We start from the raw sequence: 24,594 nt of genomic DNA, 5'->3' as shown, positions 1-24,594 counted from the left end.
TAAGCAACAGGGCCACTTCGGGTACTATATCATTTTTCAATCCGCAAACATCATGAGAACAAGACTAATTGCCGTAGGCATGCTGACGGCTGCTGCCTGTCATTCTGTAAAGGAAGCACCCATCACCACCGCCGTTCCGCAGGGAGATACGATTACCCTCCCGGCCGGATCAATCGTAAAGAACCGGATTAAAATCAATGCCGTAGTAAGTACCCCGTATAGCCGGGAGGTGAGCACCGCCGGCACTGTGAAAGCTATTCCCACCCAGTATGCGGAAATAGCTCCGCCTTTCCAGGGCAGGGTCACGAAATCCTATTTGCACCTGGGCATGAAAACACAACTGGAAACACCTTTGTTTGAAATCAGTTCGCCAGACTTTATTGCGGCACAAAAAGTTTTCTTCCAGGAAAAAACACAGTTGCAGCAGGCCGAAAGAACCTGGAAACGGCAGCAGGACCTGATGGCCAACGGAGTAGGTACACAGAAAGACCTGGAAGAAGCGCAGACTGCCTATGAGGTAGAAAAGAAAGAGTATGAAAACGCCGTCATGGGGATTCGTATTTTTAAAGTCAACCCTGCACAATTATCTCTCGGACAACCACTGGTAGTACGTGCACCGGTGGCGGGAGAAGTAATAGAAAATAAAGTAGTGCTGGGGCAATTTATAAAAGATGATGCCAGCAGCGTGGCTACCATCGCCGACTTATCCGGTGTATGGATTGCCGGACAGGTAAAAGAAAAAGATATCCGCTTTATTCACACCGGTGACGAATGTACGATTGAAGTAGTGGCCTTACCGGGCGTGCTGCTCAAGGGAAAAGTTTATCATGTAAATGCGGTGGTAGATGAAGATACCCGCAGTGTCCAGGTATTAATCGCCGTCACCAATACCGATCATGCCCTGAAACCCGGCATGTATGTAACTGTCAACTTTATGGATCATCCCGTTCCTTCGCTGCTGATCCCCGCCACTGCGCTGTTGCAGGCCAACGACGCTCCCTATGTATTTGTAGCCACCGGGGAAACACAGTTTGTAAAACGTGCTGTTACTACCAATGGCAGCAGCAACAACCAGGTGGTAGTTACCGCTGGTCTGAAGGCTGGCGACCGGATTGTAACGGAAGGCGGATTCTACCTGCTGGACGCTAAATAAGTACTCCTGTTTATCAACTACTTTTTATGAAGAAATTAATATTTACCGCTATTGAAAAGCGCTGGCTTTTTGCTGTGCTCTTTTTACTCCTGGCCCTGTTTGGTTATTACTCCTGGAAACAACTGTCTGTGGAAGCTTATCCGGATATCGCGGATGTGACTTCCCAGGTAGTTACCCAGGTACCTGGTCTTGCTGCTGAAGAAGTGGAACAACAGATTACTGTTCCGGTAGAACGTGCGCTGAACGGGATGCCCGGCATGCATGTGATGCGCAGTAAAAGTACTTTCGGCCTGTCTGTCATCACCATTGTATTTGAAGACGGGATGGAAGATTACTGGGCCAGGCAACGCATCACCGAACGGCTCAGCGATGTAGACCTGCCTTACAGTGCCAAACCCGGACTGGACCCATTGACTTCCCCCATTGGTGAAATATACCGGTACATTATTGAAAGTAACAACCATGACCTGAAAGCCATCACCGACTTACAGAACTGGACTATTATTCCCCGCATCAAACAGGTGCCGGGCGTGGCAGATGTGACCAATTTTGGTGGCATCACCGCGCAGTACCAGGTGGAGATTGATCCGCAGCTGCTGGAGCAGTACCATGTGTCACTGGCAGATGTGCAGGCCGCCATCAGTAACAACAATGCCAACGCCGGGGGGAGTGTACTCACCATTGGCGATCTCGGTTATGTAGTGCGCGGTATAGGGCTGGTGAAAACCTTGGAGAGTCTGGGTGATGTGGTGGTGAAATCGGTAAACGGGGTGCCCGTATTTTTAAAAGACCTGGGACGTCTTAAACTGGGCAACCTGGAACGCAAGGGCATCCTGGGTTACACCGATAGAAAGGTGAATTACAGTGAAGGTGATGAAGGCATTGTATTGTTGCTGAAAGGCCAGAATCCTTCTGTGGTACTGGAAGGTATACATGCCGCAGTTGATGATCTTAATCAGCATATCTTGCCGGCAGGGGTCACCATCCGTCCTTACCTGGACCGTACACAGCTGATCAACAATACCCTGGATACGGTATCGCATACGTTGCTGGAAGGTATTGGGCTGGTGATTATTGTGTTGATCATTTTCCTCGGTAACTGGCGTGGGGCACTGATTGTGGCCATCACCATTCCGCTGGCGCTGCTCATTGCATTTATACTGATGCACTTCACCAACATTCCTGCTAACCTGCTTTCCCTGGGTGCCATTGATTTTGGGATCATTGTAGATGGGGCTATTGTGATGATGGAAGCGATCCTGAAAAAGCGGGAAGATAATCCGGAAATGGAATTGTCGGAAACCAGCGTTGCGCAGAAAGCGGCGGCAGTGGCTAAACCTGTTCTTTTTGCTACTGTTATTATTATCACTGCCTACCTGCCTTTGTTTTCTTTTGAAAGAGTAGAACGCAAGCTGTTTACACCGATGGCTTTTACAGTAGGCTATGCATTGTTGGGGGCCTTGGCCGTGGCGTTGTTGCTCATACCCGGTCTCGCGTTTGCGATATATCGTAAGCCCCGTAAACTGTATCATAATAAATGGCTGGAGCGGTTAACAAATGCTTACCGGCGGCGGCTGGAAAAGATCATGGAAAAACCCAGACGGGTATTTGTTCCGTTGGCGTTGGTGCTGACGGGCGCGGTGATCCTTTCTTTTACAGTAGGGAAGGACTTCCTGCCACCGCTGGATGAAGGTTCTATCTGGCTGCAGGTGCAACTGCCTCCTGGGATATCGCTGCAGCGTTCCAAGGAAATGAGCGATAGTTTGCGGCAGCGTACCATGCAATTTGGTGAGGTGACCTACATGATGGTGCAGGCCGGCCGCAATGATGACGGTACTGATCCCTGGACCGCCTCACATTTTGAATGTTCTATTGGGCTCAAGCCCTATCATGAATGGAAGAATGGTCGTACCAAAGGAGATCTTATCAACGATTTGTCTGCCGCCTATGCCGCTATGCCAGGGTATAGCGTAGGTTTCAGTCAGCCAATGATTGACGGCGTAATGGATAAAATATCCGGGGCGCATAGTGAGCTGGTCGTAAAAGTATATGGTGATGATTTTAAAGAAACGCGGCGCGTGGCAGAAGAAATATCCGCTACATTAAAACAGATTCCGGGAGCAGCCGATGTGGCCATCGACCAGGAGCCGCCACTGCCGCAGCTGCAGATTGCCATCAACCGCGATGCCATTGCACGTTACGGCCTGAACGTAAATGATGTGGCAGAGCTGATAGAGGTGGCGATCGGCGGGAAAGCCATCTCACAGGTCTTTGCCGGCAATAAAGTGTACGATGTCATTTGTCGATATACCGATGAAAGCCGTAACACACCGGAGAAAATTGCAGGCCTGATGCTTACTTCCGCCACGGGTGCAAAGATCCCGCTGTCGCAGGTGGCCACCGTAAAAACAGCCACCGGGGAAAGCACCATTACCCGCGAGTTAAACAAACGGCACCTGACCGTGAAGCTCAACCTTCGGGGCAACGACCTCACCACATTTCTTCAGTTGGCACAGCAGCAGATTGAAAAGAATGTGCACTACAATCATGAACTGTATAGTATTAAATGGGGCGGACAGTTTGAAAACCAGCACCGGGCCTATGCCAAGTTGATTGTCGTAGTACCGTTGGCGTTAGCCATCATGTTTTTACTGCTCTATGGCGCCTTCGGGAAATTCCGGCAGGCGGCCCTGATCATCAGCATTGTGCCGCTTGCATTATTCGGTGGGATGCTGGCACTGAACATTCGTGGCATGACGCTGAATGTATCTTCCGCAGTGGGTTTCATTGCCTTGTTTGGCGTAGCCATTCAGAACGGCGTGATTTTGATTTCACAGATCAATGATTTGAGAAAGCAGGGCTACCTGCTGCTGCAGGCTGTAATAGAAGGGGCACGTAACCGCTTCCGGCCGGTATTGATGACCGCCTCCGTAGCCGCCCTGGGCTTGTTGCCGGCTTCTTTTGCCACCGGCATCGGGTCGGATGTGCAACGTCCGCTGGCTACCGTAATTGTGTATGGACTGCTGGTGGCTACTGCTATCACCCTGTTCGTATTGCCGGCATTGTATTATCTCATCGAAAAGAAATGGAATTCTTCACCTGAAGCGTAAAGTCATTGTATGCAGTTTTTTAAAAGATATCTTATACTGACGGGGGCGCTGTGGTTCATTCACAGCACCGCCCTTGCTCAATCCGACAGTAGTTTTAATAAAACGCGGCTCTCCCTGCCGCAATACCTGCACCTGGTAAGCACACAGCATCTGGGCTATGCAGCGCAACAATATAACGTGAGCATCGCCGCTGCCGGCATAGAAAGCGCTAAAGTTTTCCCGGATCCGGAATTATCGCTGGGTGGTTTTGATAATCAGCACCGGGTACTCCATCTTTCTTATGGCTATAATGCAGGACTAAGTACCGCCATTGAACTGGGAGGCAAAAGAAAAGCCCGCATAGGACTGGCCCGCAGCAGCCTGGAACTAAGCCAGGCCCTGTTGCTCGACTATTTCCGTAACCTGCGCGCAGACGCTGCTCTGGCCTGGTTTAATGGCATACAACAGCAACACCTGTACGAAGTACAACAGCAGTCTTATCTCCTGATGCGGCAGCTGGCAGATGCAGACGCCATCCGTTTTCAAAAAGGCGTGATAACGGAAACGGATGCACGCCAGTCGAAACTGGAAGCAGACAACCTGCAGAACAGCGTGTACCAGCAGGAGGCTGACTGGAAAGCCGCGCTCTTGCAACTGAATATCAATACCGGACATGCACATGCGGATACCCTGTTATGGCCATCGGGGAACTTTGAACACCTGCAGCGGGTATTCATCTTACAAGACCTGCTGACCAACGCACAAAATACCCGTGCAGATGCGGTAGCCGCCAGCGCAAGTAAAGCAGTAGCCGGCAAAACACTAACACTGGTGAAAGCCAACCGGAAAATAGATCTTGGCATCAATGCAGGTGTAGGCTATAATGCAGCAGCTACCAGCGAAATTGCGCCTACACCCCGTTACATTGCCAGCAGCGCCGGCATTTCGGTACCGCTGAAGTTTTCCAATCACTATAAGGGAGAGCTGCATGCCGCGCAATATGCAGTGAAACAGGCAGCGGTGGAGTATGAACAGGTACTGCTGCAAATCCACACTGATGTGATGCAGGCCTGGTTTAATTATAATGCGGCAGGGCATCAGGTAAAACAATTTGAAAACGGATTGCTGGCAGACGCACAAAAAGTATTGCAGGGGAAAGTTTACAGCTACAAACGCGGTGAAACCTCCCTGCTGGAAGTACTGAATGCGCAGCGTACCTGGAATGAAGTGCAGCAGGATTATTACCAGACCTTATACAACTATGCCGCAGCATTGATTGCACTGGAACGTGCCGCGGGTACCTGGGATATACAATAATTGTAAAATTATTATCTTGGTATAAACCCAACAGGAATGAGTAACGGAGATAAAGTATGTTTAGTTACCGGGGCAAGCAGCGGTATCGGTTATGCCATCGCCGACGCATTACGGGCAGAAGGTTTCCAGGTAGTGGCTACTGCCCGACGGGAAGACCGGCTCCTGCAACTGCAGGCACCCAACGTAGCGATCTTAACCGGTGACCTGAGCGATCCTGCTTTTCAGGATAAGATCGAAACATTTGTATATGAACAATACGGCAGATGCGATTACCTTTTTAACTGCGCCGGTACTATTGCCACCGGTACTATCGAAGCGATAGATATCGATAAGGTAACGGATATGATACACCTGAATGTGACCGCTACTTTCCGGTTGACGTATAAATTATTGAAACGTTTTCGTCAGCAGGGATTCGGTCATGTCATTAATATTTCCAGTATCCTGGGTACCAAAGTAAGACCTACCGCAGGCGCTTATGCCGCTACTAAGTTTGCGATGGAAGCCTTGTCGGAGGCATTGAGGATGGAGCTTACCGGCAGCAACATACAGGTGTCCTGTATTGAGCCCGGACTCGTGATGACAGAGCTGCATAAGGATTGGGAAGTACATCCGAAAGATGGGATGGGCATTCATGAACCACTCACCACCATTGATATTGTGGCCACCGTTAAATTTATCATGCAGCAGCCCGCACATGTAAGAATCCCCCGGCTGATGATTTTGCCGAAAGATCATAATATTTAAAAACAGCTACCGGCGGATACCACGTGATATCCGCCGGTCAGGACACTACAGGATAGTTTATTCGGAAGGTTCAGTATATTGTCAGGTATAACTGATTCCACGTTGATATGAAAAAACGATTGATGCCAGCGCTCGCCGGACTATTATTTGTTACTGCTGCCTCTGCGCAGCAGCACGTATCCAAAGTAACACCATCACTGAAGTTTGAAAAGCAGGTCATCGCTGCAGAAAGCTATGAGTCGGTGGCCGTGTTTGATGTAAATAATGATAAGATCCCTGACCTGGTATCCGGCGCTTTCTGGTATGAAGGGCCGGCATATTTCAAGCGCCATTATATTGGGCCGGTGAAGCAGTACGGAGAGTACTGGGATGATTTTTCCACCATCCCTTTTGATGTAAATGGAGATGGCCGCATGGATTATATTACCGGCGGCTGGTTTGGAAAAACGCTGGTGTGGAAAGAAAATCCCGGCAATGATAATGAGTGGAAAGAACATATCATAGCTACACCTGGCAATATAGAAACTACCCGCTCCTGGGATATAGATGGAGACGGTGTGCCGGAGATCATCCCCAATACCCCCAATGACCCGCTGATTATTTATCACCACAATAAAGCTACCGGGGAGTTTACTGCCCATAAGATCCTGGACAGAAAATCCGGTCATGGTCTTGGTTTCGGAGACGTGAACGGTGATGGCCGTGTAGACATCGTAATACCGGAAGGCTGGTTAGAAGCGCCTGCAGCAACATTTGCGGCGTCCTGGACTTTTCATCCGGAGTTTAACCTGGGCACTGCCAGTGTACCCGTGATCGTTACAGACGTGAACAAGGACGGGCTAACAGATTTAATTGCAGGGCAGGGCCATGATTATGGGCTGGACTGGTACGAACAAAAAAAGGATGCCAAAACAAATAAGCGCACCTGGATCAAGCATGTCATCGATCCATATAATTCCCAATACCACACCATGGCGTGGGTAGATATTGACGGGGATGGTGCGGAAGAACTGGTAACGGGTAAGCGTTACCGTGCCCATAACGATCATGATCCTGGCTCCGATGATCCCTGCGGTATTTATTATTTTAAATGGAACGGGGAATCTTTTACCAAGCAGGTGATCAGCTATGGCTTAAAAGGGGCGGGACTTTACTTTGGGATATATGACCTTACCGGCTCCGGTAAAAAGGATATCATCGTAGCCGGTAAGGATGGGTTGTTTATTTTTTATAACAAAGGGAATAAATAATACTACAGTTTAACAAATTCCACTCTTCTGTTATTGGCTTTTCCGACCTCGGTGGTATTGTTATCTATCGGCTGCGTTTTGCCTTTACCGTTAGTAACCATTCTGCCGGCATCAATATTGAAATTTTTGCTGAGGGCGGTCTTCACGGCTTCGGCTCTGCGTTTGGATAATTCCAGGTTCAACTGTTCGTTGCCATCGGCATCAGTATGGCCGGTGATACTTACCCGTAAGGCAGGGTTTTCTTTCAGCACCGTGGCAATATCCTGTAAGGCGCCGTAGGATTCCGGCAGTATCATATCACTGTTGGAATTAAAGAGAATACCATGGGTAACGAATTTGCCTTCGGTAACCAGTTTGTTCCGGGTATCTGGGGCACCTACCGCCAGGCGTATATTGCTGAGAAAGAAAGTGCCACCATTCTGGCCATAATCGGGTGCGTAAGTCGCAAAAACCAGCGCATTCATGACGGCGCCTGCGTCCAGTGCGCGGGGCAGGTCCAGTACTTTGGTGCTGTCCAGATATACCCTTACTCTTTGTTTTTGCCGCCAGATAGCTATTCTTACTGCATTCTTTTTCGGCACATTAAAAGCGGGCATCGCGGGTATGGTATTGCCGCCTATTACGTTGGAGGAATAGTGCAACGTACCGCTACCGGAAGATTTAGGGGTGAGTGTTACTTTAAAGGAGGGTATAGCACTTACATCATGCTCATCGCCATAACTGAATTTTTCATCCGTATTGGCCGCCTTGATAAGACTGATGGTGAATCCGCCAATGCTGGAAATATTGTTGTTGGCCATCACGTCGGCCTGCAGGGTGAAATTTTCCGGCAGGTTGCCCGTCAGGTATTCAGGGAAAAAGATACCATCCTGTTTCATGCTGAGCCATTTGCCAGGGCGGTTGTCCACTGTTACCAGTTCTGCGCCGGAGTGGGTATTCCATTGTCCGGGAAATTCACCTATGGCGTCCTGGGCAAACGATTCTTCTACAATTATTTTTTCTCCCGGCACAAAATCAAAATGAGAGTAAGCGGTAATGTCTGTCTTTATATTCGTACCTGCTTTACCGTTATCAGCTGTATTTTCCGGGGTTCCGGCAGCTGCTGGTGTAGTTCCTTCCGATGGCTGACCTGCCGGTGGAGGCGTATCTTTTTTCTTGCCTTCCGTAGCCTGGTCAATGGTTTTATCTATTTTTTCATTGACCTTCTGTTGTACTTTGTTTTTGATACGGTCGAAGATCTGAGCACTGGCACTGGTTGCCAGGCTACAAACAATTGCTGTGAGTATTAACTTCTTCATTACTAGGGGTCCTTTATCTATGGTCTCTATAAAGGAGTCCGCAAGATAAGGATGTTGTAAATATCAGAGACATGATTTTTGTATTATGCGTCCCGATGCTCCTGTGCCAGCCAGGTTTCAATAGCGGTGCCTAACTCGGCAGTCTGAGGTGTTTCATTGTCTTTTCCTTCTTCGAACCAATGATTCGCGCCTTCATTGTCCTGTCTTCTGAGCAGGTGAATTGTTTTTTCCGGGAGGCGGACAATAAACACATTTTCATCCTGGCGGGAAACGCCGATTTCATGGTTATGCAGTTGTATATGGAAGGTACTCATGGCTATATGTTTATGTCTTTCGTACAATCATTATGCCCTCCTGTGTATTATATATCAACTGGTTGGTCCTTTTTTTGTTTCTTCGCAGCTGAGTCCTCTTTATCCTATTTATTAGACCAACAAAATGTGCGTATGATCATTAAAGAGTTACCTGTTGTCATTGAAACCCCGAAAGGGAGTAGCGAAAAATATGATTTTGATCCGTTATCCCGGTTTTTTGTTCTCAGCAAAATATTGCCCGCCGGAATGGTTTTTCCTTATGACTTTGGGTTTATCCTGGGTACAAAGGGTGCAGACGGTGATCCGCTGGATGTCATGGTGATTTCTGAATTTAAAAGTTTCCCTGGCTGTCTGATTAAATGTCGTTTGTTGGGCGCCATTAAGGCGGAACAGCGGGAAAGAGATGGCACCATCCTGCGAAACGACCGCTATATTGCAGTTCCCGTAGTGTCTAAAATCTTCAAAGGAGTAGATGCGGTGTCTGCGCAAACCATCAAAGAGATAGAGCATTTCTTCGTTTCCTATAATGAACAGGAGGGTAAACAGTTTACCCCATTGGGCTATATAGAGGCCGCCCCAGCATACGAACAGATAAAATTTCCGGATAAATAAAGCTGGCAGAACAGCTTTCGTCACGATTATTGCAATTGTAAGGAGGATGGGAGGAGCCCGGACGGTCGCGGGGCATTCCCAGTTTGCTGGCATTGCAGCCGCTGCGATAGAAAAGGCTTACCAGGAACAAAAGAACGGATCAGCTTTATGTGGAAAACAGCATCATACACAGATCGGGTGTTTTGTGCATTTTTTTACCCAGTTTTAAGCTGACTGTGGATTTTAATAGTATCAATGTAGCGCGTGGATCAACCTTCATAAACCTTTACGATTTTATTTTTTGTACGATGATAAATGCCCCATTGAAGGCAACTTTGAATGAACTGTCTGCACCTTCCTTTGGATTTTTCGCTGGCGGCGGAGAAACAGGTGAACTGATCCGTTCCTACAACTGGACCAATACCCCACTGGGGCCGGTGGATCAATGGCCGCAAAGTTTACAGACCTGCATGCGTATTTTGCTTACTTCCCCTCAACCGATGTTTTTGTGGTGGGGTAGTGAAGCCATCCATATATATAATGATGCCTGCCGGCTTTTGCTGGGAGATCAGCATCCGGGTGCTTTAGGTATGCCAGCATCTGTAGTATGGGCCGGACTCTGGGATCAGCTGCAACTACGATTTAACGACCTCCTGGTACCTCGTACCGAGGCATCAGGTACGCCCTTGCTACAGATGGTACAACGGGATGGGCTATACTATAATTTCAGTGGTAGCCCTATTCCGGACGAAAAGGGCCATATCGCTGGTATTCTTTCCATTGGCGCGGTATTACCGCATCCGGTGCCTTCTTCTTTTGTTAAAACAGATATCAGCAGCTTCACCAAAGGATTACTGGCGCATTTCGATCCCGTTATCAGACAGGCGAAATTAACCCTCGTTATTAGTTTTGAACCTATCATTGATGAGGTATACATAGACCGGGAAATGTGGGAGAAGATCCTCCTGACGCTATTGGCTAACGCGCTCAAATATACGTTGAACGGCGCCATTGCAGTAAGACTTACCCAGCAACACGGAAAGGTTCAATTGTCTGTAGCCGATACCGGCATAGGCATGAGCCCTTTGTTACTGGCGGAGATCAGGCAAAGCCTGCTCCGGAAAGAAGATGCTAACAATGGTCTTGCCCTGGTAAATGAGCTGGTAGCAAGACATGCAGGTGAATTACAGATCAGCAGTTCGCCGGGAGAAGGCAGCACTTTTTACCTGACCATTCCGGTAGGAAAAGAACATTTGCCGGCAGACAAAGTAAGCAGCGGAAATAGCCCGGTAGTATATAAACAATACAAGGATTTTTTATCTGCGATGGAATCCAACATACGGATATCCAAAGAAAGACTACGGCAGGATGTTGGGACAGAAGCCTACCGCCAGTTAATAGAATGCTTACCCGCAGCTATATACACCTGTGATAAAAATGGGCGTGTACTCATGTATAATGAAGCCGCTGTAACCCTCTGGGGCCGGGAACCACGGGCCGGCGTAGATATGTGGTGCGGCTCATGGAAAATTTATGAGCCGGATGGTATTACACCCATAGAACTGGATAACTGCCCGATGGCACAAGCTATTAAAGGGGCCGTTCCTGTGAGAGGTAAAATAATCGTGATAGAAAGACCAGATGGTAGCCGCCGGATTATACAACCTTATCCGGATCCGCTTTTTGACGCGGATGGTATATTGACAGGTGCCGTGAATATGCTGGTGGACATTACTGATCAGAAGTTCGCAGAAGAATATGTATCTAAGCTGGCGGCCATTGTAGAAAATTCAGATGACGCCATTATCAGCAAAAACCTGGATGGCGTTATTACCAGCTGGAACCCTGGCGCCGAAAAGTTATTCGGATTTACTGCCGAAGAAATGATCGGGGAAACCATTACCAGGATTATCCCACCTGATAAGTTGAATGAAGAGCCTAAAATAATAGAGCAGCTGAAGGCTGGGCAACGTGTAGACCATTTCCAAACGAAACGTCTTACCAAAGACGGGAAATTACTGGACATCTCTTTAACCATCTCCCCGGTAAAAGATATAGAGGGTAAGGTGGTGGGTGCCTCCAAAATAGCCCGGGATATCAGCCAGCAGCGGCAACTGTTTTCCGCACTGAAGGAAAGTGAAGCCAAGTACATGCAGCTGGCTTATAAACTGGAAGTCCTGGTAGAACAACGTACCCGTGAACTGCAGGATGCTAACTTCTATCTCGAAAAATCAAACCGTGAACTGGAACAGTTTGCCTATGTAACCAGTCATGATCTGCAGGAACCGCTGCGCAAGATTCACACTTTTGCGGGCATGTTATATAACGTAAACAAAGACATCCTTTCCGACACTTCCCGGATGTACATTGATAAAGTGATGTTTAGCGCCAAACGCATGTCGCAACTGATCAATGAATTATTGGATTATTCCCGGCTCGTACATGTAAAGGATCCTTTTGTGGAAACAGATCTCAACGAAATACTGAAAAATGTACTGATAGATTTTGAGGTAGGCATCAGTCAGCATGATGTGCAAGTGGAGACTGCGAAATTGCCGCGCCTGTTTGTGAGCCCGTTGCAGATGAACCAGTTGTTTCACAACCTCCTGGGTAATGCGCTCAAATTTTTATCACCCAACAGGAAACCGCAGATAAAAATATATGCGGAACCGTTATCTGCAGAGGAATTGGCAACCTTGCCGGATCTGGACCAGGAGAAATCTTATACTGTTGTTATTGTAAAAGATAACGGGATAGGTTTTGATCAGATGTATGCCGATAAAATATTCCAGATTTTCCAGCGGTTAAATGAGCGTACTGCATTTGAAGGAACCGGTATAGGGCTGGCTTTGTGCAGTAAAATTGCCATTAACCATAAGGGATATATTTATGCAAATGGTGTTCCCGATGAAGGGGCAGAATTCAAAGTGATTTTACCGGCAATGCCTTAGGGCATTGTTGCGGTTTTGTTAATTATTGGTGTTTTTTGAAAGATCCCGGTGTATTGTAGCTATCMAATTTTTTCAGGAACATTTCCGGGTGTAATATTGCAGCAGAAGAACAAAAATTTTCTATCGCTTGTTTTCAAGAGATTGTTGTTACTGAATTTTTTCCTGCCATTAAACTGCCCTGCAATGAGAGAAAAATTAACCTCCTTATTAATTGACCCGGACCGCGACCGGCGTAACCAGTTTTATCTTGCACTGGATCTTTTAAATATCAGCAAAGCTTGTATTGCCCAGGATAATACGACAAGGGCATTGGAGTATTTAAAAAAGCAATCCGGCTTTACACCGGATTACATTTTTTTAGACAGCCTGCAACCTTCAGACGAAGCCATTTCATTTTTGCGTGAACTCAGAAAAATGAAGCGCCTGAAACAGGTGCCATTAATCTGGTATGCCGCATCGTTTGAGCCTGCACAGCAGCAAGCGATCCGGGAGGCCGGCTTTGCGGCTGGTTTGGCCAAGCAGGAAAATCTGCATAAGCTGAAAGAGAACCTGAAAGTGCTCTTCCAGAGTGAGCTGCTTGAAACAGTGGTGCCGGACGAACTATCTGCCGCTACGCGCTTTAAGTTGAAGATGAAGGAAGTATTCCTGCAAACACAATCGCTGCTGGAAGCTCCCGAGCATTTACTGACCCATCCCTGACGCTTATTCCATTTGTAATGCCTTCACGGGATTTGCACCTGCTGCTTTAATGCCCTGGTAGCTGATGGTGGCGATCGCAATCATCACCGTTAATATCCCGGCTGCCAGGAAGATCCACCATTGCAATTCAATACGGTAGTCGATACCTTTCAACGCCTGTTGCATCGTTAACACGGCGATAGGTATGGTAATGAGAAAAGCGATGAAAACGGGTTTCAGAAACTCCTGTGCCAGCATAAACCATATCCTGCCTGCGCTGGCGCCCATGATTTTGCGAATGCCTATTTCTTTCGTGCGCCGTTCAGCCAGGAAAGAGGAGAGTCCAAATAATCCCAGGCAGGAGATCAGGATGGCCAGACCGCCTGTCCAGTTCAGCATAAATCCGGAAGACCTGAGCCCCGTAAATTTTTGCTGATAGGCTTCTTTTGTAAAGTGAAATTCAAATGGAAATTCAGGATTGCTCTTTTTTATGGCTGCCTCAATTTTAGTCAGCGCCGTTTGCGGATTATCCGTTTTTCGTAGCCTTACAAAGAAATGACCCATAGCGCCGGTACCCAGGTATACAACCATAGGACCGGGAGTTTTGTAGGGGTCATTGGACACAAAATCTTTAACAACGCCAATAATAGGATTGGTACCCAACAGTGTACCGATGATGGGTTCTTTCAATCCCATTTTTTTTACGGCGGCTTCATTTACCAGGCAGCCGATAGAATCGCTGCCATAGTCTGCGCTGAAATCGCGTCCGGCAGCCAGTTGCAGCCCACCTGTTTTTACCCAGTCGTATTGTACCCAGGTAATGGTGATGGGGAAGTTCTGGTCAGGCGTTTTTCCGGGCCATTGCACGCCATCAGTGGCGCCGCCAAACCCTAAGAGGTCGTCTGATCCGGCAGATACACTTTCGATTTCCGGAATCCTTAACAGGTCTTCCCGCACCACTTTAAACTTGTTGCTCATGTCGCCACGGGCAGGTATTTCCAGCAGGTTATCCTGGTTATATCCCAGTGGTCTGTTTTCTCCATGCTGCAGTTGTTTGTAGATAACGATGGTAGTAATAATGAGAAAAATAGAGATCACGAACTGAAAAGTCACGAGGCTTTTCCGGAAGAAGCCACCGCCATGCTGGTTGGCAACAACGCCCTTCAACACTTTTACCGGTTGGAAGCTGCTGAGGAAAAAAGCAGGATAGCTACCTGCCACCAGGCCGGTGAATAGKGTCAGCAATAACAAGCCTGACAAAATTTTCCAGTTGCCGAAACTAAAGGAAACACTCCGGCCTGAAATACGATTCAATCCCGGGATAGCCAGCTTCGCCAGCAGGATACCCAGCAGCATCGCCAGAAAGGTAATGAGGAGTGCCTCCGTCAGGAATTGCAGGATGATAGTGCGCCTGGAAGCGCCCAAAGCCTTGCGTACGCCCACTTCGCGGGCACGGCGCTCTGAGCGGGCGGTGGAAAGATTCATGAAATTGATGCAGGCAATCAATAAAATAAACAGTCCGATAGTGCCCAGCAACATCATAATCTCGATACGACCGCCATCCGGCTGCCCATTCTTAAAACCACCATGCATATGCAGTGCTGCAAATGGGTAGGCGAATAAATAGCTGGTCTTATCATTTTCACTGGTGGTTTGTCTGGACACCTGCTTCAGTTTGTTGTTAAAGCCGGCAAGACTGCTGCCCGGTTGCAGCTGTGCCCAGGTGGAGAGCCGGTAATTATCCCACTTATCTATCCAGTCTACGTTCTCCAGTTCATAAAGACGGAAGGGGAGGATGATATCAAATTTGGTGGTACTGTTAGGGGGCACATCGCGGATCACCGCCGCTACTTTGAGGTCATGCAGACTATTATGCCGGATGATTTTACCCATAGGATCCAGCTCGCCAAATAGCCGGCTGGCGGCGCTTTGTGTGAGTACTACGTTACCGGGTTCCCGTAGCGCTGCTACCGGATCGCCGCTGATGGCAGGGTAAGTAAAGATGTTGAAGTAGTCGGGATCGGTATATATACTTTGCTGGTAGATGCTCTTGTTACCGGCAAGTACCAGCTGCTGCCCGCCGAAGGCGCTACGGGAAGCATATTTTATTTCCGGCAGGTCCAGTTTTAACTTTTTCATCAGTGGTCCCTGCGTATTATCGCTGGTGCTCCAGGAACCTCCCCGCTGCCGGTTTTCCATTATCCTGAAAATGTCGGCGCTGTTTTTATGGAACGTATCAAAACTAAATTCATCATTGATCCAGAGCAGGATAATGATGCCGGTAGCTAAACCGATGGAGAGCCCACCAATATTGATAAGGGTAGATAATTTGTTTTTCAGGAGATTTCTCCAGCCATGTCTGAAGTAATTTTTGAACATAGAAAACAGTTGAGGGAGATTAAAAACCGATTTCTTCTATCGTACAATCGCCGGATGCATCACGGTGATTAGTGCCATTAGCACTTTTGATAGCGATGCTCAGTGATATATTGTTCGCGTTTTTTTTCAGCCCGTATTTTTCCCAGAACTTAATATTGCCTTGCTGATCCCTGACTTCAATAATATGTGTGCGGGAGGTGAGCAGTACGAAGCGCGCCTTTTTATCCAGGTTATCTTCTCCGCATTTGGGTGCTTTTTCAAGGTAAGGGAGCGTGCCTTGTAAGCTATCGTTGATATATAGGAAGTAGGGACCGTTGCTTTGGTGGCGTGTCCAGAAGTAAGCCTTCATTGTGCCTCCTTCTTCCCTGCAATGGCTGAGTAATAGCAAGGAGAAGGAAGCAACGAGAAGGGTAAATATGATTTTCATGCGATGTGATTTTGGAATCAGTAACTATCCAAAAATTACACAAAGCAGTGGCGCATTTCACCTAAATGTGACAGAACGATTATTATATGGGACGAAAGCACACATGTTTTGTTTAACATCCGGTTCGTCTTTATCTTGTCCTGTTATTTCTGTACGACAGATTTCCAACCACTCCATATAAGTCCGATGGCCACGCCGATCAATAATATCAGCGAGGATATGGCGGATATTTTTCTTCCGAGGAAGAAAGTAGCCGGTTCAAATTTAAATGTGATATCGTGTTTGCCCGCGGGGACTTTGAGTCCACGCAGGGCATAGTTCACCCGGATGATCGCTGTTTCCTTCCCATCGATATAGGCCTTCCATCCGGCAGGATAATAGATGTCGGAGAATACCGCCAGTCCTTCGCCGCTGTTTTGTGCTGTAAATTGTAATTGGTTAAGGCCGTATTTGGTTAATGCTATCTGCGCGCTGCTATCCGCTGCAGGTGTGAAGCTGCCGGTGATGGGCTGAAAACGTTTATCGATGATAACGGTATCCTTTGGATTAAAATGATCCAGTGTACTCATTTCCGTATTCGCATCAGGCACCCAGTTGATAGCTTTTACAAACCATGCATTGCCCAAGGCGCCGGGATTACGTTGTACCGCAGGTTGTCCGGACTGCCGGTCCGGTACAATAAAGTATTTGGTATTGAGCATATTAAACACCGCCATATTGTTTTTCGTGAGCTGATGTTCAATCAGGTCTTCGTAGATCCAGAGCTTGGCGGGACTTTGTCCGCCTACCGATTTGTGAAAGTAGGAGGTGTTCGCATCCAGGAAGGGATTGGTGGTGAGATTGATCACGCGGTAATAAGGATCCTTATCCTGTAAGATCTGTTCATCTGTAGGGGACGGGGAAACGTATTCCGCAAGGGGTGCTTCACTGAAGTTGTTTTCATTCATGTAGCTTTTATCCAGCTGAAAGAGGTCAAACAATACAGCTACCGCGATGATGCCCACTGCCAGTCCCGCTTTTAATTTCCCTTTCAGGAAATACCACATGGCTGCAAAGGCAATCAATATTAATATGAGTGCGCGTATGCCATCTGCTCTTAATATCGCGCTGCGATCCTGTTTCAGAGCGCCCAACAGTTTGGCTGCGGGGATTTCACCTCCGAGCATCTGCGCATAACGGGAAAGGAGAGCACTATCGGCCGGACCGCTGAAAGGATACAGTACACTGCCCGCCAATGCAAGTAGTATTACCAGTCCGCTGGTGACAAACAACGCCATCTTCAGGTGCTGCTGTAAAAACGCTTTGGGTAAATCGCCATAGATCAACTCCTGCAAGGCCCAGCAGGCCAGTATGACCATGCTCACCTGTGGAATCACCAGCGCCATGGTAGGAGCCCGGAACTTACTATACAAAGGCAAATGATAAAACAGGAAGTTATTGAGCTCCGGGAAATTGGATCCCCAGCTGAGTACAATACCGATCACAGTAGCAGCCACCAGCCACCACTTATGCCAGCTTTTAATGATGAGCAGTGATAGTACAAACAGGAAACAGATAATAGCACCTATATAGGCCGGGCCAGAAGTAAATGGCTGTCCACCCCAGTATAACTGCCAGCTGGCGGTGTTCACTGCATCTTCCGCTTTAGCGGGAGGTACACCAATTTCGGTGAGTGCTTTATAGGTATGTGATCCGGTCGATAGTTTTTCGCTGGTAGAACCGCCTACCAGGTGGGGAAGCAATAGTGTGAAGGTTTCTCCTTTGCCATAGCTCCATTGGAAAGCGTAGTCAATGTCGAGTCCACCGGATTTTTTATGATCCTTGTCCTGCTGGTTCAGTGTTAACTCAGACTGGCTGCCCCGGATGGTATACTTCGTATACTCTTTCATGATGAGCAGGTTATCCATCGCAGGCAATACCGCCATTACGCCGGCAATGGCCAGCAATACCGATGCTTTGAAAAAAGCAGGGAGTTGCTTCTCCCGGAAAGCATTAATACCAGCAGCCACTGCAAGGCAGATAGCCATGATAAGCGTGTAATAAGTGATCTGGGGGTGATTGTTATAGATCTGTACGGCTGCAGCGAGTGCAGTAAGACAGGCGCCCGCAACATAGCGCCCGCGGTAGGCAAGGATCATGCCTGCCAGCACCGGCGCCATATAGGCCATGCTCATTACCTTGGTGATATGCCCCGCATCCATGCTGACTACCGTGAAAGTGGCAAAGCCATAGGCGATGGCGCCCATGATACTTATCCAGTAGCGTATATTCACTACCGATAGGAACACATACATGCCCATCATCAGCACAAAAAGCATATCTGCCGGGTTGGGTAACCAAAGCGTCAGCAGTTTATTTACCATCCCAACTTTGTTGGTAGAGGGACCGGTGAAGATGACATAAGAGGGCATACCGCCAAACATGCTGTTGGTCCACATCGGTAAATCACCGGTCGCTTTATAATAATCGGCCGCCTCTTTTGACATGCCCTGAAAATGCATCATGTCCGATTGAAACAATTGTTTGCCATCTAAGACGGGACTACAAAATACTAAAGCCAGGGTTACAAATATCAATAAGGCAGCAAAATGTGGTATAAAAGCCTTCAGCCAGTTTGATTTCATATCTACTTGATTTTCTTTTTGTTTAATCGGGTTACCTGAAGTGTATTCTAATGAAAAATGCCCCTCGTTTAAAGTAAAGCTTTAAGTATACCTGAAGTAAAGCTTTAAGTGAAATACACTTCTTTTTTAAAGTGGGTATGTCTTTTCTTACGACTCACTTAGTGCAACACAAGTTTCTTTTTCATGAGTTTTAAGTATTCGTCATTGACATCTGGATTCATAAAAAAAGCGTGTCTCATTTTCGGGGCACACGCTTCGTTTACAAATTAGCGGGTAAATATATTAAAATATATAAGTAAGCGAGTGGTTTTTTAGCGTTGCAAACCAGGATGGCAGTAAAGTGCTATTGAATTACCTAACCGCAACAATTACCTTTAAACATCAGTGACGCCTGCATGAAACGTATCCTTTTTATATTATTAACTGCACTCTTTCTGGCTATTGCCTGCAAACAGCCTGTTAAAACACCCGGGGAAAAAACTCCTCCAACCAATGTGTCAGCAACACCAATTAAACCCGGAGAGCCGCTTCCTGTGGTCATGAACCTGGAAAGGAGTGCGCCTGTTCACGTTTCTGTCAGTAACGCGGAGAATACACCTGAGGATACGCCCGTAGACACAGAACCTGCGGCACTGAGTGAGGCTACTGATACCTGGAATACTACTTCCTCCTTAGCTGCCATGATCTCCAAATGGACGCCCTGGCCGGCTGTGGGCAGCCCGGACAGCTGCCTGGTTCCTATCATGGGCTCCCGCCTCGTTTTACAGGGTGACTTCGATGGTGACGGACTAGCCGATACCCTTACCGAACATTTTTTCAGCAACATTGATCACCTGGAAACCAATAAGTATTATAAGGACCTGGACTATGATCTGATGGTAAAATTAAACGATCATCAATCTCCATTCTCCTTTGTGAGCTGCAGTAACAGTAAGATAGATACCCTGCAAATCGGAAGTGGATTAATGTTTGGGTTGTCGTGGCTGAAGAATGAGGGCGACTTAAATGGTGATGGCACCGATGAATTGTCTTATGTAGTAGATCTGGCAGACTGGTCCAGTTTGAATCATTGTACCCTGATGACCTATCGCAATCATCAGTGGGAGGTACTGTACCGCTTCCCTATATGGGACTGGCAACTCCCGGATTTACCGATGACGGATAGTGAATACGGACTTTTCGGTTTACAGGATAAGGTCATTGGCGGAGATGCGGCAGCCTCCCGGGAGAACTTTTCTGGTTTTATTAAAAAGATAAAGTCCGGCAAGATCATGGTGTGGTTTGAAAATAAAGGAGAGCAGGATAGCGCGATCATCCGTTTAGATTAATACCTTCGACCAAATTTTTTAATACCTGACCTATGTTAAAGAAATGGAACCTGCTGAGTATTTACACAAGAACTGTACTGACAATGGCGGCTGCATTAATTGGCTATGGCTACCTGTGCCGGGGCCTGCATCTGTATTTCTTTTGGGAAAGCCTGCCCATAGGATGGGAGGTTTTATTAGCAGGTGGCATATTAGCATTGCTGGAGATCATTAAAATCAGGAAGAAGGAAGGAAGTAAAGCCACCCCTTTAAAAATTGGAGTGGGGCTGTTGTGTTTTGTAGCGGTGATACAGTTGGTGATGAGTATCGCCATTTTAAACTCTGATAGCTGGATTGCTACCAAAGAACATCTTCGTAATGATAAGTGGATAATGACTACGTTAGGAGGCCCTCAAACTTTTGTACTGATGCCGGCAGGAGGTATTTCTACAAGTACCAGTGCTGCCGGAACGGAAGGCAGTGCGGAAATTCATGTTATCGTAAAGGGAACCAACGGTATGATGGATCTGGTGGTACTGGTTGAAAAACAGCTGGGCGACAAGAAATGGAAGGTCGTATCGTCTAAATAAAATATTGAAGGGGGCAAAGTGAGTTGATATGAAAACTTACTTTGCCCCTTTTTTATATAAGTATTACTTCAGCAGTTGCAACGAATGATCCACCTGTTCCATACCGCCTTTCCAGCCATCGTGGCCGGGAATCAGGTAAGCCGGATGCGGAAATTTGCGCTTTAACCGTTTCAGGGAAGCCGGATATTCTTTAATATTACCATCACCGGTGAAGCCCATATTAGTGGCCTCCAGGCTTTTGACAAAGCAACCACCATATAATACTTTTGATTGTGGCAGCCAGATGACGATATTGTCTTTGGTATGTCCTTCGCCGGGATAATAAGTTTGCAGGGCTACACCGTGGATGTTAAATGTGGTGTCCTTCCTGAAAACATACTGCGCTTCTTTTTCTCCTTTTGCTTTACACAGATCCAATGTTTGCTGCGTGCTGTAGGTTTTAACACCCAGCTGCTTCAATACATCCAATCCTGCAGTGCAGTCGGCATGAAAATGCGTTACAATGCAATGTGTGATTTTCTGATGGTATTGTTTTTCCAGGGTATCCACCAGTTGCCTGGTTTGGTCCTCACTCCAGGGAGTGTTGATCAGAACGATGCCTTTGCCGGTAACAATATACAACCCGTTGGCAGGAACTGCGGCGCCTTTGTATTCGCCATAAGATACATCCACATAAACATTTCCGGTCAGGCGGGTAGGGTGAATCCGGAAGGATGTGTCCTGTGCGAAAACAGCAAAGGAGCACAACAGGCAACAAATAAATGAGAGTAGATTCTTCATGATTTCCAATAATATACGGCAAAATTAATGCATTAATGAACCGCCCCAATTTTTAATTTTTACCCGGAAAAACATTATCCTACTAAATTAGTAGATTATTCATATCTTACCCTGAAATCAAGTGTTTTGGATAGTCGTCATACACAGTCATTAATAAACCTGTTGCGTAAAACGCATCATGCAGAGTGGGAGGCTACGCCTGCTGCGCAGGATGCCATCACCTGGCTGAATGATCTGGTCGGTTTTCTGTTTCCCGGCAATCATCTTCCCAAACAAACTTCCTATGAAGGCATTCTGAAAAAGAACCAGATAGACCTGGAAAATATCCTGCTCAGCTACCTGGATCCGCGGGAAGTACCTATAGAAGATATTGTACACGCCTTCTATAACTCCCTGGGAACCATTTATCAGCACCTGCGTCAGGATGCGGCCAAAATTCATGAATATGATCCGGCAGCTACCAGCGTAAATGAAGTAATTGTTTCCTATCCCGGTTTTTATGCGATCACCGTTTACCGGATTGCGCATAAACTCACCCGGTTGGACATACCGATATTGCCCCGTATTATCAGCGAATATGCGCATGGCAAAACAGGCATCGATATTCATCCCAATGCCAGTATTGATGTACCATTTATTATTGATCACGGCACCGGCATTGTGATAGGAGCCACCACCATCATTGGTTCCAATGTAGTCATTTACCAGGGCGTTACCCTGGGAGCACTGCATGTTACCAAGGAATTATCTGATGTAAAAAGACATCCCACCGTAGAGGATGATGTGATTATTTATGCCCGCAGCACCATTCTGGGTGGCAATACCGTCATAGGGAAAAGCAGTATCATTGGCGGCAGCGTGTTTATTACGAAGAGTGTTCCTCCTTTTTCCCAGGTATTTAATACCCACCAGGTGAGAATTACCACAAAAACAGGCGTATAGGGCGCTCCACACAAATACCGGTGCAATTCGCAGAAATATTTCTATATTAAGCCCTCCAGGCTGACCGCCACAACGGCGGCAGAAGAACTTATACTGACATGCGAATCAGAATTTTACCGGTAGGCGTTTTATTAACCATGTTATTGATGACTAACAAATTGCAGGCACAGGAAGATACGCTACAGCAATTACCGGAAGTCGTTGTTCAATCTTATTTTTCAAAGGCATCGCTGCAACGTATACCCACCGCCGTGAGTGTACTGTCGCCCGCCGATATGCAGCTACAACAGGGCGCTTCCCTGTTGCCGGCTTTTAATACGGTGCCGGGTATACGTATGGAAGAAAGGTCACCCGGTAGTTATCGTTTATCCATCAGAGGTAGTTTACTCCGTTCTCCTTTTGGTATCCGCAATATTAAAATTTATGCAGATGATATCCCGCTGACCGATGCAGGGGGCAATACTTATCTCAACCTGGTAGATCCGGATGCTATCAGCAGGGCAGAAGTACTGAAAGGGCCTGATGGTAGCCTGTTTGGCGCTAACTCCGGTGGAGTGGTTCGCCTGGACCTGGCGCCATTGCCCAGTGATACACATCACCTGCAGGTAAATCTGCAGGGAGGCAGCTACGGACTTTTTCACGGCAGCATCGGCTGGCAGCAACAATGGAAGAACTACCAGCTACAAGTATTCCAGGGATACCAGCGGGCAGATGGCTACCGCCAGAATACCGCCATGAAAAGATCTTATACCCAAACTACCCAGCGCTGGGAGTACAAACCGGGGTATGCCCTGAAGCTGCTGGCATTTTATTCGGACTTGTCTTACCTCACACCGGGTGGACTGGACCTGGCACAGCTCCATGCCAATCCCCGTGCTGCCCGGCCAGCTACACCTACCAACGCCGGCGCCATCGCTCTAAAGGCGGGCATCTATAACCGTACTTTCCAGGGAGGACTGATCCATGAAGCACAGTTTACGCCAAGACTGCAACATGTATTGTCCGTGTTTGGCGCCAATACCCATTTCGAAAATCCGTTTCTTACGAACTATGAAGCCAGGGATGAAAATACTGCGGGCTTCCGGACCTATCTGCAATGGGTCAACAATCCGCAGCAGCATAGTATCCTGCAATGGAAATGGCTGAACGGCGTGGAGTGGCAACAAACTGTTACCGATGTCATTAATTATGGTAACCGTGGCGGAAAAAGAGATACGGTGATGGCCGCCGATAAGCTGAATGCCCGGCAGTACTTTTTCTTTAGCCGCTTTCACGCGACCATCAACAATTTCACGTTGGAGGCTGCTGCCAGTTTAAACTATTACGGATATAGTTATAACAGTAATGGACACACGAATATTCATTTTACACCACAGCTGATGCCGCGTTTATCGATGTCGTACCTGTTTACACCACAGGTAACCGGTCGTTTAACGGTGAGCAGAGGGTACTCACCACCGGCCACAGCCGAAGTTCGTGCATCCAACAACGTTATTAATACTTCATTGCAGCCGGAAACCGGCTGGAACTATGAGGCTGGTGTGCGTGCCGCTACCCGCAGGGGCAGGGCCATGCTGGATGCCGCCTTCTTTTATTACCGCATGCAAAATGCCATCGTTAAGCGACAGGATGCGAATGGCAATGATTATTTTGTCAATGCTGGTGGGGTAACACAGAAAGGCATCGAGTTGCAGGGCATGTGGTGGATCATGAAACCGCGTACACAGGGCGTGTTGCGGGGCATTAAATGGCAGGAAGGATATACGTTCAGCGATTTTAAATTCAGGGATTATATCAGCGGTACAAAAAATTACTCCGGCAACCGGCTAACCGGGGTACCGCAACATGTACTCGTGAGCAGTTTGTTATGGCAGTTGCCGGCGAGTATCTCACTGTATATTCAGCATACATTCACCAGCCGCATTCCGCTGGACGATGGCAACAGCGTATATGCCGGCAGCTATCACCTGCTGCAGGCCAATGTAAACTGGAAACTACCCCTGCATACCCGCTATGCTTTGTCCTTACGTGCAGGCGCCGACAACCTGCTCAATGTAAAGTATAGTCTGGGTAACGACCTCAATGCCGTAGGTGGCCGATATTATAACCCGGCCCCCGGCAGAAACTATTTCGGTGGCATCAGCATGCAATTATAAT

Annotated in this window: 18 protein-coding genes; 12 read left to right on the top strand and 6 right to left on the bottom strand. The window is 47.5% G+C overall.

Annotation, left to right across the window (positions count from 1 at the left end):
- Window positions 1-52: 52 nt before the first annotated feature.
- The 5 genes from AC1DCV_RS34165 (at window position 53) to AC1DCV_RS34145 (ending at window position 7,556) form a co-directional block, all read left to right on the top strand.
- A complete protein-coding gene (locus tag AC1DCV_RS34165; RefSeq protein WP_477027386.1) occupies window positions 53-1,153 on the top strand; it encodes an efflux RND transporter periplasmic adaptor subunit in 1,101 nt (366 codons plus the stop codon).
- 26 nt (window positions 1,154-1,179) lie between these two features.
- Entirely contained in the window at window positions 1,180-4,263 is a 3,084-nt protein-coding gene (locus AC1DCV_RS34160; RefSeq protein WP_477027385.1) for an efflux RND transporter permease subunit, read from the top strand.
- A 9-nt stretch (window positions 4,264-4,272) separates the two neighbouring features.
- Complete coding sequence (locus tag AC1DCV_RS34155; RefSeq protein ID WP_477027384.1) at window positions 4,273-5,559, top strand: TolC family protein; 1,287 nt, start codon at window positions 4,273-4,275, stop codon at window positions 5,557-5,559.
- A gap of 36 nt (window positions 5,560-5,595) precedes the next feature.
- Entirely contained in the window at window positions 5,596-6,306 is a 711-nt protein-coding gene (locus AC1DCV_RS34150) for an SDR family oxidoreductase (RefSeq protein ID WP_477027383.1), read from the top strand.
- A gap of 107 nt (window positions 6,307-6,413) precedes the next feature.
- Window positions 6,414-7,556 (top strand): FG-GAP-like repeat-containing protein, encoded by a 1,143-nt coding sequence (locus AC1DCV_RS34145; protein WP_477027382.1) that lies wholly within the window; start codon window positions 6,414-6,416, stop codon window positions 7,554-7,556.
- 2 nt (window positions 7,557-7,558) lie between these two features.
- On the opposite strand, the gene AC1DCV_RS34140 is transcribed toward AC1DCV_RS34145, so the two are convergent.
- Both AC1DCV_RS34140 and AC1DCV_RS34135 read right to left on the bottom strand, forming a co-directional pair.
- Window positions 7,559-8,854, bottom strand: a complete 1,296-nt coding sequence (locus AC1DCV_RS34140) for an OmpA family protein (protein WP_477027381.1) — start codon at window positions 8,852-8,854, stop codon at window positions 7,559-7,561.
- A gap of 83 nt (window positions 8,855-8,937) precedes the next feature.
- On the bottom strand, window positions 8,938-9,168 hold the full coding sequence (locus AC1DCV_RS34135; protein WP_477027380.1) for a hypothetical protein: 231 nt from the start codon (window positions 9,166-9,168) through the stop codon (window positions 8,938-8,940).
- A gap of 132 nt (window positions 9,169-9,300) precedes the next feature.
- Here AC1DCV_RS34135 and AC1DCV_RS34130 point away from each other — a divergent pair, with 132 nt between their 5' ends.
- The 3 genes from AC1DCV_RS34130 (at window position 9,301) to AC1DCV_RS34120 (ending at window position 13,409) form a co-directional block, all read left to right on the top strand.
- A complete protein-coding gene (locus tag AC1DCV_RS34130) occupies window positions 9,301-9,780 on the top strand; it encodes an inorganic diphosphatase (RefSeq protein WP_441578063.1) in 480 nt (159 codons plus the stop codon).
- 302 nt (window positions 9,781-10,082) lie between these two features.
- On the top strand, window positions 10,083-12,710 hold the full coding sequence (locus tag AC1DCV_RS34125; RefSeq protein ID WP_477027379.1) for a PAS domain S-box protein: 2,628 nt from the start codon (window positions 10,083-10,085) through the stop codon (window positions 12,708-12,710).
- A gap of 183 nt (window positions 12,711-12,893) precedes the next feature.
- Entirely contained in the window at window positions 12,894-13,409 is a 516-nt protein-coding gene (locus AC1DCV_RS34120) for a response regulator (protein ID WP_441578065.1), read from the top strand.
- A 3-nt stretch (window positions 13,410-13,412) separates the two neighbouring features.
- Here the strand turns inward: AC1DCV_RS34120 and AC1DCV_RS34115 are convergent, their stop codons facing one another.
- The 3 genes from AC1DCV_RS34115 to AC1DCV_RS34105 all read right to left on the bottom strand — a co-directional run bounded on the left by AC1DCV_RS34115 (window position 13,413) and on the right by AC1DCV_RS34105 (window position 18,818).
- A complete protein-coding gene (locus tag AC1DCV_RS34115; protein WP_477027378.1) occupies window positions 13,413-15,767 on the bottom strand; it encodes an ABC transporter permease in 2,355 nt (784 codons plus the stop codon).
- A 19-nt stretch (window positions 15,768-15,786) separates the two neighbouring features.
- Window positions 15,787-16,194 (bottom strand): hypothetical protein, encoded by a 408-nt coding sequence (locus tag AC1DCV_RS34110; protein ID WP_477027377.1) that lies wholly within the window; start codon window positions 16,192-16,194, stop codon window positions 15,787-15,789.
- 143 nt (window positions 16,195-16,337) lie between these two features.
- Window positions 16,338-18,818 (bottom strand): YfhO family protein, encoded by a 2,481-nt coding sequence (locus AC1DCV_RS34105; protein ID WP_477027376.1) that lies wholly within the window; start codon window positions 18,816-18,818, stop codon window positions 16,338-16,340.
- 395 nt (window positions 18,819-19,213) lie between these two features.
- Here AC1DCV_RS34105 and AC1DCV_RS34100 point away from each other — a divergent pair, with 395 nt between their 5' ends.
- Window positions 19,214-20,146, top strand: coding sequence for a hypothetical protein (locus tag AC1DCV_RS34100; RefSeq protein WP_477027375.1), 933 nt, complete (start codon window positions 19,214-19,216; stop codon window positions 20,144-20,146).
- A gap of 32 nt (window positions 20,147-20,178) precedes the next feature.
- Window positions 20,179-20,715, top strand: coding sequence for a hypothetical protein (locus tag AC1DCV_RS34095; protein ID WP_477027374.1), 537 nt, complete (start codon window positions 20,179-20,181; stop codon window positions 20,713-20,715).
- A gap of 63 nt (window positions 20,716-20,778) precedes the next feature.
- Here the strand turns inward: AC1DCV_RS34095 and bla are convergent, their stop codons facing one another.
- A complete protein-coding gene (gene bla, locus AC1DCV_RS34090) occupies window positions 20,779-21,495 on the bottom strand; it encodes a subclass B1 metallo-beta-lactamase (RefSeq protein WP_477027373.1) in 717 nt (238 codons plus the stop codon).
- A 126-nt stretch (window positions 21,496-21,621) separates the two neighbouring features.
- On the opposite strand from bla, the gene AC1DCV_RS34085 reads away from it, so the two are divergent.
- Together AC1DCV_RS34085 and AC1DCV_RS34080 are read left to right on the top strand one after the other, a co-directional pair.
- Window positions 21,622-22,437, top strand: a complete 816-nt coding sequence (locus tag AC1DCV_RS34085; RefSeq protein WP_477027372.1) for a serine O-acetyltransferase — start codon at window positions 21,622-21,624, stop codon at window positions 22,435-22,437.
- Between the two features lie 98 nt (window positions 22,438-22,535).
- A complete protein-coding gene (locus tag AC1DCV_RS34080; RefSeq protein WP_477027371.1) occupies window positions 22,536-24,593 on the top strand; it encodes a TonB-dependent receptor in 2,058 nt (685 codons plus the stop codon).
- The last annotated feature ends 1 nt before the right edge of the window (window position 24,594 follow it).

It is taken from the genome of Chitinophaga sp. 10T418, assembly GCF_056394125.1.
The sequence above is the reverse complement of the archived record's forward strand: the minus strand, read 5'-3'. Positions and strand labels throughout refer to the sequence as shown.